Below are 13,852 nucleotides of genomic sequence, written 5' to 3'. Positions count from 1 at the left end.
ATGCCCAGCTCACCATAATGGCTAGCAGTAAATCTGCTAGCCATTTTTTTCTGCTTGCCTATCTTAATTAAATGACGAGCAACTCAAGGTGCTGCCGCGTCAATTTTAGCACGCAGTAGCTTTGCGTACTTGATTCTACGCCTATCCTCCCAGTATCCAAAGCCAACTGTGGTCGCCATGACTAAAACGCAAAAGCCACCAAATCGTTGCATATCTACGGCTGAGGCGATGTAGTCATCATGACGACCCGAAATCAGGTCACAGGACACTTTTTTATCCCAAGGGTCTTGGAATGGATACTGTGACTTCACGAGTAGGCATACTTGTCTATCCAGCTTCCAATGGCCGGAGGCCGAGTTGAGACCAAACGCTGGCGGATTGAAAGAGAGCGCTGTGTCACTGGTTACCCACATAAGAGTTTGAGTTTTCTTTACAGTAATAAGTGCGAATGGATTGGCCGCTGTGGCAAGCCCGAACAATGCGAAAACAAACAGGCAAATTTTTGCTATTTTCTTAAGCCAAGAGCGACGCCTCTCTGGAATGTTAAGGTGAAGTGTTTCTGGATGGAAATGTGGGCGAGCTCTCCGCGCATCGTGGAGGTTGATGTCATAGATCTTCGACCACATATGAATATCGAACATGGCTTTTGTTGTTTTTATTCCAAGTCGATACCTGATATTGAAAGAGTTAAGATCATCTTCTAGCTCGGCTTGCTTCTGTAGGCGGAGGTCGTTAAATTTCCGTCGCGTACCTATTTTGTCGTGGATGCGATCTCGCAATACTTGCGTCGAGCGTGTATGACCCCAAATGCTGATGAGCGTCCCAGCAACTGCGAAAAATCCTATGACCTTCTGAAACGACTTCAGCGACTGGGAAAGGGCGCTGATTAAATGTTCTTCCATGAGTTATTCCTGGTCTTCCTCAAGTGATAAAGTTGAACGCTGTTCTTGCGGTATCGCGTGGATTTTAAACCGGCCGAATGTAATGGGGCACCCAAGAAAGCATGAGCGGCAGACTGGGACAGAATAAATGCGTAGCCAATGATTTCACCTCAGATCCGGCTCGCACTCAGCGCGAGATCTAGGGCTAGTAGAACGCTGCCTTACTAGTCTCGTTGTTACCTATCAGCACCTTCACATTAGCATCAAACTCAGGTGCCATCGATGCGAATTTGTTGGAATTATGTAGCGCTACATTCTTGATGGCAACCCACCATAGGCATAGCCCCTAAACCGGTACCGGACAGCCTAGGGCTAGCACCAAAGTGGTGTTGCCGTCCATCCTCGAAAAGGTGAAGGAAGCTTTGCTCGGCGATAACATAGTTCTTTATTTTAAAGTGAGAAATGGATTGTTCGCCGGTAGTTGCTCCGCAATCACCGTTGCGGCACTGAGCAGGTAGCCATTCAACTCAGCGCTCTTGCGCGGGCCTTGCACGCGGCAGACCCAGATATTCTGGCCGTTGGCACTGCGCTGGTGGAGGTTGAGTTTCTCGAAGGCCTTCTGTACCGACAGCCAGTGTTCGACGTTATCTGTTGAGGGATGCCGGGGCGGGTGCTCCTGGGCGAACGATTGGAAGATACCTGGGGTGACCAGGAAGAAGGTGCCGTTGACCGTGTGCACCTTGGCCCGGCTGTCGTTGATGATCAGCCTGTGGTCCGTTATTCCCGCACGCAGCCAGTTCACGAAGTGTTCGCCCAGGTTGTTGGGGATATTGGTTTCGCTGGGCGGCGGGGCGGACGTTGTGGGTTCCTGCTCGGGGGCTGCAGGCGGTGCAACCGGTTCAATCCAGTCCAACAAGGTGCTGAGGTAGTCAGCGGCGTCAGCCTCGGAAGGGGTAACGCATGCTGGGTCCGCTGGGTCCGCTGGGTCCGGAGGGACGGGCGGTGCTGCGCAGCCGTTGCGCGTGGTGGTGTTAGGGGCCGCTGCGGTATCCGTTGTGGCGTCTGGCCCACCTGGTTGGCTGTCGTGCTGTTCGGCGTTGACGACGTCGACGGTCCCGCTGAAGGGCTCGGGGCGCACCTCATCGGCCCAGATCAAGGCCGGCTGCAGGCGCAGGAAGGAAAAGCGTTGCTGCCAGTCGCCGTCGGTGACCGTGGCGCTCCAGATCGCCTTGTTGGCGGCGGTCGCCTCGACCAGACCGTGCGATTGCAGTTCATCGAACAGGGCGATATTGGACGACGGAATGCCGTCCACCGCTTGCGCCAGCAGGTAGGCGCGCAACTGGTCGGTGGCGGTCTTGCTCACCAGCCACAAGGCCTGGTCGGTGAGCCAGCCGGCGGCCCCGGGCTGGTTGAGCTTGAACTGATGCTTGACCAGGTGGCGCAGGCCCATCAGCAGGTGGTGCTGCAAGCTGTGCACCGGGGCCTGCGACGCTTTGGCCGGGTTGGCGCCGATGTTCTGCGCGGTGGAGATGCGGTCCGCCTGCAGCACCAGTTCGCCGAGCAGGCCGGCGTGCTCGTAGTGGTTGGCCAGCAGATAGAGCAGGGCGCTCCACAGCGGTGGGTACTGGCTGAGCCAATCGAGCAGGGGGGTGTCGAGGATACGGGTGTACAGCAGCCCCGCCGCGGCGCCGTGCAGGTGGTAGTCGCGGCCGGGGCGATAGCGGCAGCGGTAGGGCTGCTCCAGCGGGCCCTGCCAGGGATGCCAGGTCTGGCCATCGAGGCCTTCGACCTCCAGGTCCACGGCCAGCTTGCCGATGTCGTGCAGCAACGCCCCGTAGGCGATGCCCGCGCTCCAGGCATCGGCCTGGGCGGCCTGGTCTTCGGGGGCGGCGCCACTGGGTAGCAGGTAGGACTGACGCAGCTTAAGGCTGCAGGCGACCAGTTCCAGGCCATGGTCGAGCATGCCGCCGGGGTAGGCGTGGTGATGGCTTTCGCTGGCAGGCAACAGCTGCACGTAGCGGGCGTAGCGCTGCAGGGGCCCCAGGTACAGCGGCTGGAACTGTGCGGGCGACAGCGCGGTGTACTGCCAGATCCGCGCGAGCAGGCGCTGGCGGTGTTCGGCGCCCAGCAGCGCCTTGGCGCTCAGCGGTTCCAGGTAGCCGTCCGGAACGGCGGGCGTCGCAGGAGTGGCAGGCTCGACCTTTTGCCGCGTGAACCACAGACGCTTCATGACCTTCCTCCGCTGCCCGCCCCCGGGGTTCCTTTTGCCTTTTCGGGTAGGCCTCTTACCCTTGTCCCCCCGTCCCTTGATGCCCGTGCCCCATACCCTTTACCCGTTTGGCCTTTTGCATGGCAGGGCAATCGCGAAACTGCCCGCATCGGATAAGGCAGGGCTGGCGCTGGGCGGGTGTGCGGCTACACTGCCCGGTCTTGGCAGAGTGGGGCACGCGTTCGATGACGCTTACGGATGCGGTACTGATTGTGATGCTGGTGGACCGGCTGCTTGGCACGGACGTGGCCTTGCGCGCGGCGGACCGCCGCTGCGCCCAACAATTGCCGCCCGGGCATAGTATGGCGTTGTGCCAGATGGGCAACAGCCACTCGCCACGGCAGTTTCTCGCTTCGCTGTGGCCGTTACTGGAGGACTAGCGCTGGGTGCGCATGCTGCAGGTCAATACAATGACGAATATGCTGCTGGTTGAGGGGAGGGTGCGGAACTCCCGGCCGGGTTCACGGCCTCAGCTATTATCCTGGAGACTGTTTTCGCCACTTATCCAAAGGAATGTCCATGTCAAAACTTGCCGAGTTCAAGGCCCTCGAAGCGCAACTGGCCGCGCAGATGCAACAACTGGATGTCTTGAAGAACGATGCGGCGCTCAAGCAGGAGATCGAGTTCGAATCCAAGCTCCAAGCCTTGCTCGAAGAATACGGCATGAGCCTGAAACACATCATCGCCATCCTTGAACCCGCCCGCAGCGCCAATGGCGCGGGCGGGCACGTCGCACCTGGCCAGCGCAAGCCACGCGAGCTCAAGCGCTACCGACACCCGGACAGCGGTGAAATCGTCGAAACCAAGGGCGGCAACCACACACGGCTCAAGCAGTGGAAGCAGGAGCACGGCGCTGACGTGGTCGAGGGCTGGCTGCAGTAAGTCGCAGGCCACGCCTGCGGCCCCGTCAACACGCCGACACAACAAAGGCCCCAAGCGGGGCCTTTGTTGTATGGCGCCTGGGGTCAGGCGCTGAGTGGTTCGCTGTCGGTGACGACAGGCTGTGCTTGAAACGCCAGGAGAAACTCCGACGCCTCGCGCGCCTGGCCGCTGGCGCGGAAGATGGCGCGCTTGTCCTGCCTGAGCAACTGCAGCCAGGACGCCAGGTACTCCTCGTGCCGCAACTCTCCCGACACGCCGGTGACCGCGCAGAGGAAGGCGGCGCCCATCTCGGCGACCAACTCCTCGAAGGCGTATTCGACCGAGCCGAAGCGATGGCTGCAGATGATGCCCTCGCGTTGCAACCGTGAATGGTGACCCGACCAGTGCGTGAGCTCGTGCAGCGCGGTGGCGTAGTAGCTGCTGACGTCGTCGAACTGCGCCTTGGTCGGCAACAGGATCAGGTCGCGCAGCGGGTGGTAGCAGGCCTCGTCACCAAAGCGGTGGTCAATGCGTGCCCCGGACGCCTGCAGCAACAGTTCGGCCGGCGCGTGGTCGACGAAGGGAGTAGGGTTGACGTCGGCGTCCGACCGTTCAGCTTCCACGGCCAGACCTTCGGTCTGCTCCAGGTTGAACAGGTGATGGACGCGCAACAGGGCAAATTGCACCACCTTGATGTTGCCCTGCTCATCACGGAGCACCTGACCCTGCTCATCCTGAGCCTCCTTACTCATCGGTTTGTACAGCACCGCCAGGGCCGACTGCTCGCCCTTGCGGATGTGGCCGCCGGCCTGGCGCGCCTGGTGGAAGGTCAGCCAGCGATCCTGGCGAAAGCCTCGCAGGCGCGCTTCGGCCCACAGCAGCGGCACGTTGATGCCGGCATAGGGACGCCCAGTGATGGCGTTGGTGGGGAAGGGCGAGGCGCTCGCCTCGCCGGTAGACCAGGGCTTGATCCAGGGGACGACGCCTTGCTCAAGAGCATTGACGATCTTGTTCGTGACTTCAAGGTAGATATCGCTCATGACGTTCTCCAGGTGCGAAGGGGAACGCCGCCCCGACCGGGAAGGCATTCCCGGTGGGGTGAACAGGTGTCGAAGCGCTGAGGGTTCAGGCGTCGAGGTGGGGTTCGTGGGGCAGGCGAATCAGCAGGAACGCCGGCTCGCCGGCGGGCGTGATGCGGGTGATCTGCACCTGGCGCGCTGTTTGTGGCAACACGGCGTTGTAGGGTAGGCAAGCACCCAGGTCCAAGGTGATTAGGCCGCGGAAGGTGCGCTGCCCCGTGAGGGCCAGCGCCGTGCGTAGCAAGGCACTCAGGCGCGGTGATCCCGTTACCGAGGCGCTGATAATCTCCTTCTGGATAAGGTGGTGCCACACCCCCGCGCTCAGGACCACGGGAGGTGAGGCACGCTCGGCTGTGGACATGGTGTGCCTCCGCCGTGATAAAGCCGGGCGCCCCTGGTTATGCAAGGGCGCTGGGCTGTGGATGAAGCATCGACAACGATGCGGTTCTTCACGGTGTAGAGGCCGCACCGGGGCGGGTCAACCTGGCTGGCGATGCTCGGTTGGGCGGGGCGTCCAGCGAGCGCCGGTGAAGATAATGCCGAGCTGCTTTCGGACCAGCGGGCGTGGTTCGGTGCGCTTGACCATCGGCTCCCGAGTAGCGGAGGACGGTGACGGAGCGACGTTGGAGCGGGTGGTTTAGCGATGCCCCGCCAACGGTATTTCCGCCGCCAGGTACAAGTGCGTGGACGTGGCCTCGATGACCAGGCTGCCGGCGGTGCCGCGCAGGCTGGCCAGCACTGGGTCGTCGATTTCGAAGTATTCGGCAAAATCATCGCCACCGAATTCGTCCAGTGCTCGCTGCCACCAGCTCTCGAAGTCATCGAGTTCGGGGTTGCAACCTTGCGCGTAGGCCACGCGCTTGCGGGGACCGTCAGGATGGCTCTCGCCACGCTCGGCCATGAGGTAGACCCCATGGTCCTTGACCAGCACGACGCGGCAGCCGTGGATGCCGGCCTCGGCCAATACCGCGTGCAGTTCAGTTCCGCAAAAACGCATCATGGTGTGTTCCTCCAGCAAGGTGCAGGGGAACGCCGTCCGCACGGGAAGGGAGTTCCCGGCATTGGATCGGATTGAGGGTGTGCAGGTCGATGAGCAGCGCTTAAGGCATGCGGGTGGAAGAGCGTTCATCATCGCGGGAGGCGATGACCGTGCAAGCTGCCGAACGCGAATTGCACTGGGGAGCAACCATCACGGGAGTGACGTAGCCTTGAAGGTTGCGGCTACCTGGGGTGCTGGAAAACCAGCGGCTTGCAGAGATTGAATATCAAAGGGTATCTCGCAAGGCAAGGCCAAATTAATTGGGCGAACTGGAAGCAGGTCCGCATAGATCCATAGATGTAGCAGCATCAATTATGAACCGATCGATGGTAAGCAGCGACGGAAATAGAGGAGTAAAATATAATTGGATCCATCGGTAGCTTGAGAAGAAAATTTATGAATAGTCACCTCAAACCGACGTTAGGCCTCCGGGCCTTATCCTATCGCGCGGGTCATATAGTCGGACAGTGGAAAATAAGTTACAGCGCTCTCGAAGGAAAGCTATCCGCTAGGCAGGGGCTAGGTTCATCGGCTGGTCTGTGGCTTTTGAGGCTTTGTTTGTTTTCCGTGCTTGTTGTTCTATCATTATTCATCGGGTCGGCGATCATTACTGGGATCGCTGTAATGGTGTATCTTCTAGTCCTGGAACGCATCAATTCTAGCCAGAGTAGTAATGCACCTGGCCCGGATTACATGGGAGCGGATTTGTACTTGGGGGACTACGATGATAACGGGCACTATGTTGGTGACTGTAAATCATCGGATTAATTTTTTGACGGCACTGGTCAATTGGTCAGTACCCCTGCTTGCAGCGTCATGTCCAGCTTTCGCACCATTAGAAAGCATCCCCTGAATTCCTGTGCCTACCGCATGCCCTGTCCAGGTCATGGCGCCGAGAAATGCCATCGGGAGTACTAAAAACATCGCACCCATCACGTACTCGATCACCTGAGCCGTCACGGTGCCATCCATGACACCGGAGGTGGGCAGGGAGAGGAGGATTCTGTCCGAGGTCGTTATTTGATGGTAAAGCGTGTCGAGCATGCTGGAGTCGACCCATCGGGCCAGCTCCCACCAGAACGTGAGCATGTGCAGGGTGAACAGGGCAAAGGTCACCGTCATCAGCGTCTTGAGCTGGAAGCTGCTGATCAGCAGGATCAGAGGCAGGCTGATGATCGTCGCCATGATCAGGAAGGCCTGCACCATCGGCAGTGCGGCGCGCACGGCGTTCATGGCCGGGAAGTTGCTGAACGAACCCAGCGCCAGCCCGGTGTTGGTCGCCAGGTTGTTCAACCCCTGGGTCATCGAGCCACCCCGTGGGCTGCTGCCGTAGTCCTGGTACACCCGACCCGGGGCCATGCTCATCGACTGATGCCGTGGACTCACCAGCTCACGCAAGGCCGCATCCTCGATCTCGCTGGCGGAGCGGCCGCTGAGCCAATCCCCCAGGCTGGAGAGCAGCGACGGATTGAGTTGCGCGAGCAGCCGATCACGCAGGCCGATCTCGGCATCGCTCCACCACTGCCGGCATTTCGGGAAACCCGCTCCGCTGGGCAGACGAGCCAGCGCCATGTCGCGGACTTCATCGTACGGCCAGTTGATCCGCGGGGTTCTCGAGCGGTCGGTGTCGTAGTAGCCCGGGGTGTCGAGCAGGTAACTGGAGCCGATCCACGACGCATCGTAGCTCTGCGCCTTGGTCAGTTCCGGGCGCCGGGTGAACAGCCGCGAGCGCGAGTAGCCATAGCAGTCGCGGGTGAAGTCCGCCACTTCCTGCAGCAGCATCTGGTTGTCGATGCGCGCGGTGTCGATCTCCATGCGCATTTGGCGAATATCCGGCGCGCAGGGAATGGCGGCGGTTGTCGCCGCGGTGATCCCTTTGCTCAAGGCGTGCACCAGAAACCACCAGATCGGTACGTTGGCGGATTTGTCGCCGATCGTGTTGAAGGTGGTGCCCCAGGCCGTCTCGCCCGGTTGGGCCACGGAAATGCCGCAGCGTTGGCTGGCGCCAGTGTCGAAGCTCAGGGTGCTCAGGTTGACCGGCAGCATGGGCGCGCAGGCGAACAGGATGGTGACGTAAGCCATCCACAAGCGGTTCTCGATGCGCGGGATTGACAGCAGTCCCTTGTTGCCTTCGTCGGCGCCTTGCTGGCGGGCGGACAGCCACTCCTGGAGGATGATTGCGCCGAAGGCCACGGCGAACAGTCCGCTGTCCATCAGGGTGTTCCACAGGCCGTTATTAATGATCCAGCCCAGCAAGGACAGGTAGAACTCCAGGTAGCTGGTGGTGCTCAGGGTCATGATGATTACCTCAGGCGCGGGACAGTTCGAGGAGGGCGATGCTTGTCAAACCGATCAAGCCCAGGCGCAAGAGCCGCTGGCAGCCGGCGGCGGTTCGTTGTCGACGCCAGGTAGCGATCCACAGAGTCACGACCGGGCTGTAGAGCAACGCCCGCCATAGCGCCAAGTAGGGGGCTAGCGCCGCCTGTTGAGCTGACCAACTGTGCCAGTGGCCGTAAAACCTCACAGCGCTGATGCCCAGCAGGAGCAGCGCGCAGACCGCGACCAGGGTCAGCAGCAAGCAAAACAGCAGATGGGCCAGCAGCAATGCCCCTCGAGACAGCTTCATGGCGTGCTCCTCGTCTGGTCGGCCTGGTCCAGCCGGGCTGGCTCCGGATCCTGCTGGTCGACCGTGCGTGAGGCGTCCGCGCCGCCCGCGTGTCGATCAAGGACCAGGCTTGCGGTGTTGGTGGCCAGCGACTGGCGAATCTGCAGTTCGGTTTGCAGCAGGCGAATTTCACGATCCAGCGTCTCGACGTTGCCGTTGAGCGCCTCCTTCGCGGGCACGGCGGAGGCCACGTTGGGCTCATGGCTGCCGGCGAGCAGCGTGCGCTGCAATAGCATCGCCTGGTAGATCACGCTGGAGAGCGCTGTTTCGCTGGCCAGGCGGCGTGCCAGCAGATCCTGGTCGGGGTCGTCGTGCAGGGCGACGATCACCCCGGCGGACACTGGGAGCAGGGGGCTGGAGACCTTGGCCAAATTCTCCGCGGTGGGTTCATCCGCGCCCGACAGGAGGCGCTGCAGCCCCTGCAGGTGCTGGTCGTAGGTCTCCTGGATCAGCGGCGACAGCCCGGTACCGGCCGTGGCGCGCAGGGTTTCGCAGTCGTCGCAGGTGGCCACCTCGGTCTCGCCCAGCACGCGAGTGGCCCAGTCGGAGGCTTCTTCAGGACTGGCCCAGGCTTGGCAGATCGCGCCACCTTGGCAAGCGGTGCCCAGCGCCGAGGTGTCGTCCAGGGCACGGTTGTGCAGCAGATTGTAGCCGGCCTTGACCACGTCGCGGGTCACACGAATGGGCGCCTGGTCGCGCCCGCCCGCCTGCTGACCGCCGACCCAGCTGACACCCTCGTTGCCGCTGCGGGTCTCGGTGTTCTTGATCACGCTGACAGCATCGCCGCCTGACTGCTCCAGGCTGCTCTGCATCGCCTGGTTTTTCGCCAGGTCGCCCCAGCCGGCCTGGTCGACCTTGTCGGCCATCTTGCTGGCCATCGCCTGGCAGGTCAGCTTGGAGCGATCGAAGTCCAGTCGGCCCTGCAACACGCCATTGCTGAGCAATTCGTACAGGCCAGGGTTGGCTCGTTGGATGATCATCGCCGGTAACGACATCACCGCCTGCGTGGCATTCTGCACCACGCTGCCCATGATCTGCTGGAAGCCCTGGGTGGCGCCGTTCAGCTGGTTCTGCAAGGTATTGGCGAGGTTCATGTTGCCGCACATCATGTTCGCCCGCCATGACACGCCCACACCCAGACCGCTGGGACGGTAGAGCGAGGAGGGCGCCCCGGCGGCTGAGCCACCGCCGAGGGTGTACATCACCCGATCGTCCAGCACCTCTCCCTGATCGCCCAGGTGGTAGCTGTCGTCGGCGGCGTGGCCGGGCGCCGAGCACAGCAGCCACAGCCCGAGCAGCACGCAGAGATGGGTTATTCTCCAAGGGAAAGTCATCACGCACCTCCGGCAAAGTCGATGCTGAACAGGAAGGTCTGTCCCATGCGCTGACAGCAGCGATAGGGGCGCCACAATGCCCAGGCGTAGGCACCGTCCTCGCTTTCAACGGTGGGGCTAGGAAATACCGCACAGATGGTCTGGAGCTGTGGGGACACCAGCTGCCAGCGGTGGTTGTTGAAGTCGTTTTCCATCACCGGCAAGGGCGGCCAGTAGCCGTCGTAGGGCAGGGGTAGCAGCGGCAGGTACACGTGTGGCTGTCCCGGACGACTAATGAAGTCACTGGCGCGCTGGGCCATGACGGCTGCGGCCTTATAGTCGTCGGGCTGCACCAGAAAGCCGTGGCGCGGGTAGACGTTGCCCCACATCTCGCCCACGGCCTGGCTGCCAATCTCGCGCGTCCCCGGCAACAGCGCCTGCGGATAGACGGCCTCGGGCACGGCATGACGCCAGCCCAGCGGGTCCAGCGTGCTCAGGTAGTAGGGCCGCAGCGCGTTGGCGCCGTTGGGGCAGGCATACCCCAAGCCCTGGGCCACGGCGCTCAGTGCCAGTCCGCCCGGATGGCCGATGGCGTCGACGTTCTTGAAGCGTGTCTGGCTATCGCGCTGCGGGGCGGGCGTGAGCAGGTTGCCGCCGCCTTCCGACCCTGGGATCGGTGTGGACAACGCCGCCATGGCTTGCCAGGGATTGGCACCGGTTTCTGCGTAGCTGGAGACCACCAGTTCGGGGCTGAAGTGACGAACCTTGGGCGAGGTCTTCACCGTGCAGCCAAAAGGCGTGCACAGCAGCCAGTAGCAGATGCCGACGATGCGGTATTCCAGGCATTGCAGTGACTGCACCGAGGCGATGAGGCTGGGGGTGGTCAACGCCAGGCAGTGCCCGGCCATGCCTAGCAACAGCAGGATCCCGAGCACGTTGCGCCATCGTGTCTTGATGCAAGCGGGCTTCCGAGCGAGTGGCGGGTGGCGAGATGAACGGGCAAGACTTGAATTCATGGCGGCTACTCGGCATGACGCATGCTTTCGGCGGTCCTTGCACGGGATGCCAGCAGCATCAGTCATTTCTTTGCTGCGGACATGAGGCAAAGCGAACAAGGCGCCATCGCTTTATGTACGGGACGCAGCCGTGGTTGAGGTTGCCGAAAATGGACAGAAAATTGGGTGGAGTACATTTGTGCTCTTTGCCGAGCGCGGTCATTTGCTGTCAGGGAAAGAAGCCAAGGCTGGCACCCGGTTCGCACGCTGTGGTAAAAGCCTGCGCGGTCCTGTTGCGTCGCCGCGCAGGACAGTCGATCAGTCACCTGCATTAAGGACGATGAAGTGAACATCCAGGAGAACACCCGCAGCGAAATCCTGCGGGGCGTCAAAGCGGCGCTGCCGATTTTGTTTGCCGTGGCGCCCTATGCGTTGGTCCTCGGCGCGCAGGCCTCCCAGGTGGGGCTGTCAGTGGTCGAGGTTGGGACCATGACGGGATTGAATTTTGCGGGGGGCTCGGAGTTTGCCGCGATCCAGCTGTGGGGTTCTCCACCCTCGGTACTGATGATCGTGCTCATCACGCTGTTGATTAACAGTCGGCATGTGGTCATGGGGGCGGCGCTGGCGCCTTATCTGCGGCATTTGCCGACGCGCAAGGTGCTGCCTGCATTGTTCTTCATGGCCGATGAGGGCTGGGCGATCAGTTACGGCGATACCTTGCGCCGTTCGGTGAGCCAACGGACACCGGCCTTCAGTTGGCCGTTTTACTGGGGCGCATGCGTGTCGGTTTACCCCGTCTGGGTGGGCAGCGCGCTGGTGGGCGCCATGGTCGGCCCGGTGCTGGGGGACATTGACCGCTACGGTTTCGCCATGGCCTTTCCGGCCGTGTTCATCGTGCTGTTGCGGGGCATGTGGAAGGGCCTGCGGTTTGCGCACCCCTGGCTGGTGAGTTTGCTCATGGCCGCCCTGACGTATTTGATGATACCCGGGGCCTGGTTCGTGCTGGCAGGTACCCTGTCCGGCTTGCTGGCGGCGTGGTTATGGGCGGTGGTTGAATGATCAGCACCGCCTCGCTGTTGACCTGCCTGGGCATGGCGGCGGCCACCTACACCACACGGGTGTCTGGCTACTTGCTATTGCGCAATCGCAAGCTGAGCCCACGTGCTCGCGCCGTGCTCGATGCCGCCCCCGGCTGCGTGCTGATTTCTGCGATCGCGCCGCATTTTGTCTCGCCGCATCCAGAAGAACTGATTGCATTGGCCATCACGCTGTTGGCGAGTTGGCGTCTACCGATGCTGGCAACCGTGGCGCTGGCGGTAGGATCGCTTGGACTGCTCAAGTATCTCGTTGCCCCCTGACCTGCAGGTCGCCGCTCAGTGGCGAGATAGAGAGCCTATCCCCCTGGGCTTGTGCCTCGTCAGCACGGTCAAGGGAAAGGCCACCTGCATGCTGGCATCCAGGGCGGGCTCGATATCGCCAGCTAAACTGCGGACAAAAAAATGCCCGCGATGGGGGTAGCGGGCAGGTGAATCAAAAGGAGTGGATTCACCTTACGTGGGCCGATGTGAAAGGTTCGTGATTTTTCAGCTACTTGCGGTCGCGGCTGCTGACGTCTAACAGGCCGGGTGGTAGATCCTGCAATGTGGGCAGCGTGGGTGGCAGCGGGCTCCAGGCTGTCAATGGGATTTGACGGGCATAGTCAGGTCGGGCGCTAAAGTAGCCGTGCAGATAGCGCACTTCCTGCATGACCAGCACGCCGGCATAGACCACGCCCAGGCAGATGGCCGTGATCTGCAAGGCGTGACGGATACGATGGAAATCAGGCTGCACTAGGGCCATCTCGAGGGGGAGGTGGTCGATGGTATGACGTTGGCGGCCAAAGGCAAAGACTGGCCGACGAGCGATGTGCCTGTCACGCCGGGATTTCGGCCAAGCCCAAGGACGTGATCAACAGGGCCAATGCGCCGACGCCAGCAGCGAACAGCCCCACGATCCGAAACAACCGACGATGTTTGGCGAAACCACTATCTTGCAGGCCATAGGTAGCCAGGTATTCGAGAAGAAAAGCGCCCAACGCGATCAGCAGCGGTACCGCCAGAAGCCCAAGAACAATAAAACCGTCCAGCAAACCATATCTCCTTGGCAGGGTTATCCTTTGGAAGGCTATTTTGCCACAGGGTGCCGATCGATATGAAGGAACGTCCGTCTAGAAAGGGGCGACAGCACTTGGAGCAGTCGAACGGTGGTTCTGAGTGATCCTTTAAGCGATACGCCACACACCAGCTCCACCCTGAAGCGGACTTGGATCGAGACAGCCTTATGTTGATACCTGTGAAGCAGTTTCGCTCACTGGGTTGGCTGAAAGTCAGCAAAGGTTTTCACAATTGCCTTGGTCGCAGGGCTCGACTCGATGTTGCGAAATCGCTTGCGCGAGTTCCACTTACAAGCGGCGATTTCATTTTGAGGGCGTGGTGACTTGCCCGGCTGCAGCAACGTGATGAACACGAAGTGCGTTGTATCGTTTTGCTCGAAACGAGCGAGGTAGGTGAGATTTTCAGCAACCAAAGCCGTCTCTTCCTCAGGTTCACGTACAGCGGCTTCCGCGGGCGTTTCACCGGGCTCGATTTTGCCTCCCGGAAGCGACCACTTCGACTTTGACTTGCGAACATACAGCACTCGGTCGTCCTTTCGGCAAATCACTGTGGCTCTGGTCTTCATTGTGACCTCCGCTGCCAATCAGTTAATTCCAG

Annotated in this window: 15 protein-coding genes; 3 read left to right on the top strand and 12 right to left on the bottom strand. The window is 61.1% G+C overall.

The window, feature by feature from the left end; translation table 11 throughout:
* Positions 1-83 precede the first annotated feature (83 nt).
* Positions 84-902: a DUF6216 family protein gene (locus ACWKWX_RS13820; RefSeq protein WP_483828059.1), complete on the bottom strand. Its 819-nt coding sequence runs from the start codon at positions 900-902 to the stop codon at positions 84-86.
* 424 nt (positions 903-1,326) lie between these two features.
* Positions 1,327-3,111 carry a MobH family relaxase gene (mobH, locus tag ACWKWX_RS13815; RefSeq protein ID WP_483828058.1) on the bottom strand — a complete coding sequence of 595 codons (1,785 nt, stop codon included), beginning with the start codon at positions 3,109-3,111 and terminating at the stop codon, positions 1,327-1,329.
* Between the two features lie 558 nt (positions 3,112-3,669).
* Between mobH and ACWKWX_RS13810 the strand changes: the two genes are divergently transcribed.
* A complete protein-coding gene (locus ACWKWX_RS13810; protein WP_483828057.1) occupies positions 3,670-4,032 on the top strand; it encodes a histone-like nucleoid-structuring protein, MvaT/MvaU family in 363 nt (120 codons plus the stop codon).
* Between the two features lie 83 nt (positions 4,033-4,115).
* Here the strand turns inward: ACWKWX_RS13810 and ACWKWX_RS13805 are convergent, their stop codons facing one another.
* The 7 genes from ACWKWX_RS13805 to ACWKWX_RS13775 form a co-directional block, all read right to left on the bottom strand.
* Positions 4,116-5,051, bottom strand: coding sequence for an ArdC family protein (locus tag ACWKWX_RS13805; protein WP_483828056.1), 936 nt, complete (start codon positions 5,049-5,051; stop codon positions 4,116-4,118).
* Between the two features lie 85 nt (positions 5,052-5,136).
* Positions 5,137-5,451, bottom strand: coding sequence for a hypothetical protein (locus ACWKWX_RS13800; RefSeq protein ID WP_483828055.1), 315 nt, complete (start codon positions 5,449-5,451; stop codon positions 5,137-5,139).
* 276 nt (positions 5,452-5,727) lie between these two features.
* Positions 5,728-6,090 carry a DUF3085 domain-containing protein gene (locus ACWKWX_RS13795; RefSeq protein ID WP_483828054.1) on the bottom strand — a complete coding sequence of 121 codons (363 nt, stop codon included), beginning with the start codon at positions 6,088-6,090 and terminating at the stop codon, positions 5,728-5,730.
* 795 nt (positions 6,091-6,885) lie between these two features.
* On the bottom strand, positions 6,886-8,427 hold the full coding sequence (locus tag ACWKWX_RS13790) for a conjugal transfer protein TraG N-terminal domain-containing protein (RefSeq protein ID WP_483828053.1): 1,542 nt from the start codon (positions 8,425-8,427) through the stop codon (positions 6,886-6,888).
* Positions 8,428-8,437: 10 nt separating this feature from the next.
* Positions 8,438-8,755, bottom strand: a complete 318-nt coding sequence (locus ACWKWX_RS13785; RefSeq protein WP_483828052.1) for a hypothetical protein — start codon at positions 8,753-8,755, stop codon at positions 8,438-8,440.
* The gene (locus ACWKWX_RS13780) at positions 8,752-10,128 is read right to left on the bottom strand and encodes an integrating conjugative element protein (RefSeq protein ID WP_483828051.1); all 1,377 of its coding nucleotides are present in this window, start codon (positions 10,126-10,128) and stop codon (positions 8,752-8,754) included. The genes ACWKWX_RS13785 and ACWKWX_RS13780 overlap by 4 nt, the downstream gene beginning before the upstream one ends.
* Positions 10,128-11,015 carry a TIGR03756 family integrating conjugative element protein gene (locus tag ACWKWX_RS13775; protein ID WP_483828094.1) on the bottom strand — a complete coding sequence of 296 codons (888 nt, stop codon included), beginning with the start codon at positions 11,013-11,015 and terminating at the stop codon, positions 10,128-10,130. Before ACWKWX_RS13775 ends, ACWKWX_RS13780 begins: the two co-directional genes overlap by 1 nt.
* A 432-nt stretch (positions 11,016-11,447) precedes the next feature.
* Here ACWKWX_RS13775 and ACWKWX_RS13770 point away from each other — a divergent pair, with 432 nt between their 5' ends.
* Entirely contained in the window at positions 11,448-12,161 is a 714-nt protein-coding gene (locus ACWKWX_RS13770; protein ID WP_483828050.1) for an AzlC family ABC transporter permease, read from the top strand.
* Positions 12,158-12,460, top strand: coding sequence for an AzlD family protein (locus ACWKWX_RS13765; protein WP_483828049.1), 303 nt, complete (start codon positions 12,158-12,160; stop codon positions 12,458-12,460). The genes ACWKWX_RS13770 and ACWKWX_RS13765 overlap by 4 nt, the downstream gene beginning before the upstream one ends.
* 229 nt (positions 12,461-12,689) lie before the next feature.
* On the opposite strand, the gene ACWKWX_RS13760 is transcribed toward ACWKWX_RS13765, so the two are convergent.
* The 3 genes from ACWKWX_RS13760 to ACWKWX_RS13750 form a co-directional block, all read right to left on the bottom strand.
* On the bottom strand, positions 12,690-12,932 hold the full coding sequence (locus ACWKWX_RS13760) for a hypothetical protein (protein WP_483828048.1): 243 nt from the start codon (positions 12,930-12,932) through the stop codon (positions 12,690-12,692).
* A gap of 82 nt (positions 12,933-13,014) precedes the next feature.
* Entirely contained in the window at positions 13,015-13,230 is a 216-nt protein-coding gene (locus ACWKWX_RS13755; protein ID WP_483828047.1) for a hypothetical protein, read from the bottom strand.
* Positions 13,231-13,448: 218 nt separating this feature from the next.
* Positions 13,449-13,820 (bottom strand): NUDIX hydrolase, encoded by a 372-nt coding sequence (locus ACWKWX_RS13750; RefSeq protein ID WP_483828046.1) that lies wholly within the window; start codon positions 13,818-13,820, stop codon positions 13,449-13,451.
* Positions 13,821-13,852: the final 32 nt, after the last annotated feature.

The organism is Pseudomonas imperatae (assembly GCF_057128625.1).
Note: the sequence above shows the minus strand (reverse complement) of the source record. Positions and strands in the feature narration are given on the sequence as shown.

Excerpts from the sequence above, each read along its gene's own strand:
- ACWKWX_RS13820 (WP_483828059.1), bottom strand. The coding sequence starts at position 902 with ATGGAAGAACATTTAATCAGCGCCCTTTCCCAGTCGCTGAAGTCGTTT.
- ACWKWX_RS13795 (WP_483828054.1), bottom strand. The coding sequence starts at position 6,090 with ATGATGCGTTTTTGCGGAACTGAACTGCACGCGGTATTGGCCGAGGCC.
- ACWKWX_RS13750 (WP_483828046.1), bottom strand. The coding sequence starts at position 13,820 with ATGAAGACCAGAGCCACAGTGATTTGCCGAAAGGACGACCGAGTGCTG.
- ACWKWX_RS13810 (WP_483828057.1), top strand. The coding sequence starts at position 3,670 with ATGTCAAAACTTGCCGAGTTCAAGGCCCTCGAAGCGCAACTGGCCGCG.
- ACWKWX_RS13785 (WP_483828052.1), bottom strand. The coding sequence starts at position 8,755 with ATGAAGCTGTCTCGAGGGGCATTGCTGCTGGCCCATCTGCTGTTTTGC.
- ACWKWX_RS13790 (WP_483828053.1), bottom strand. The coding sequence starts at position 8,427 with ATGACCCTGAGCACCACCAGCTACCTGGAGTTCTACCTGTCCTTGCTG.
- ACWKWX_RS13800 (WP_483828055.1), bottom strand. The coding sequence starts at position 5,451 with ATGTCCACAGCCGAGCGTGCCTCACCTCCCGTGGTCCTGAGCGCGGGG.
- ACWKWX_RS13780 (WP_483828051.1), bottom strand. The coding sequence starts at position 10,128 with ATGACTTTCCCTTGGAGAATAACCCATCTCTGCGTGCTGCTCGGGCTG.
- ACWKWX_RS13765 (WP_483828049.1), top strand. The coding sequence starts at position 12,158 with ATGATCAGCACCGCCTCGCTGTTGACCTGCCTGGGCATGGCGGCGGCC.
- ACWKWX_RS13805 (WP_483828056.1), bottom strand. The coding sequence starts at position 5,051 with ATGAGCGATATCTACCTTGAAGTCACGAACAAGATCGTCAATGCTCTT.
- mobH (WP_483828058.1), bottom strand. The coding sequence starts at position 3,111 with ATGAAGCGTCTGTGGTTCACGCGGCAAAAGGTCGAGCCTGCCACTCCT.
- ACWKWX_RS13775 (WP_483828094.1), bottom strand. The coding sequence starts at position 11,015 with ATGGCCGGGCACTGCCTGGCGTTGACCACCCCCAGCCTCATCGCCTCG.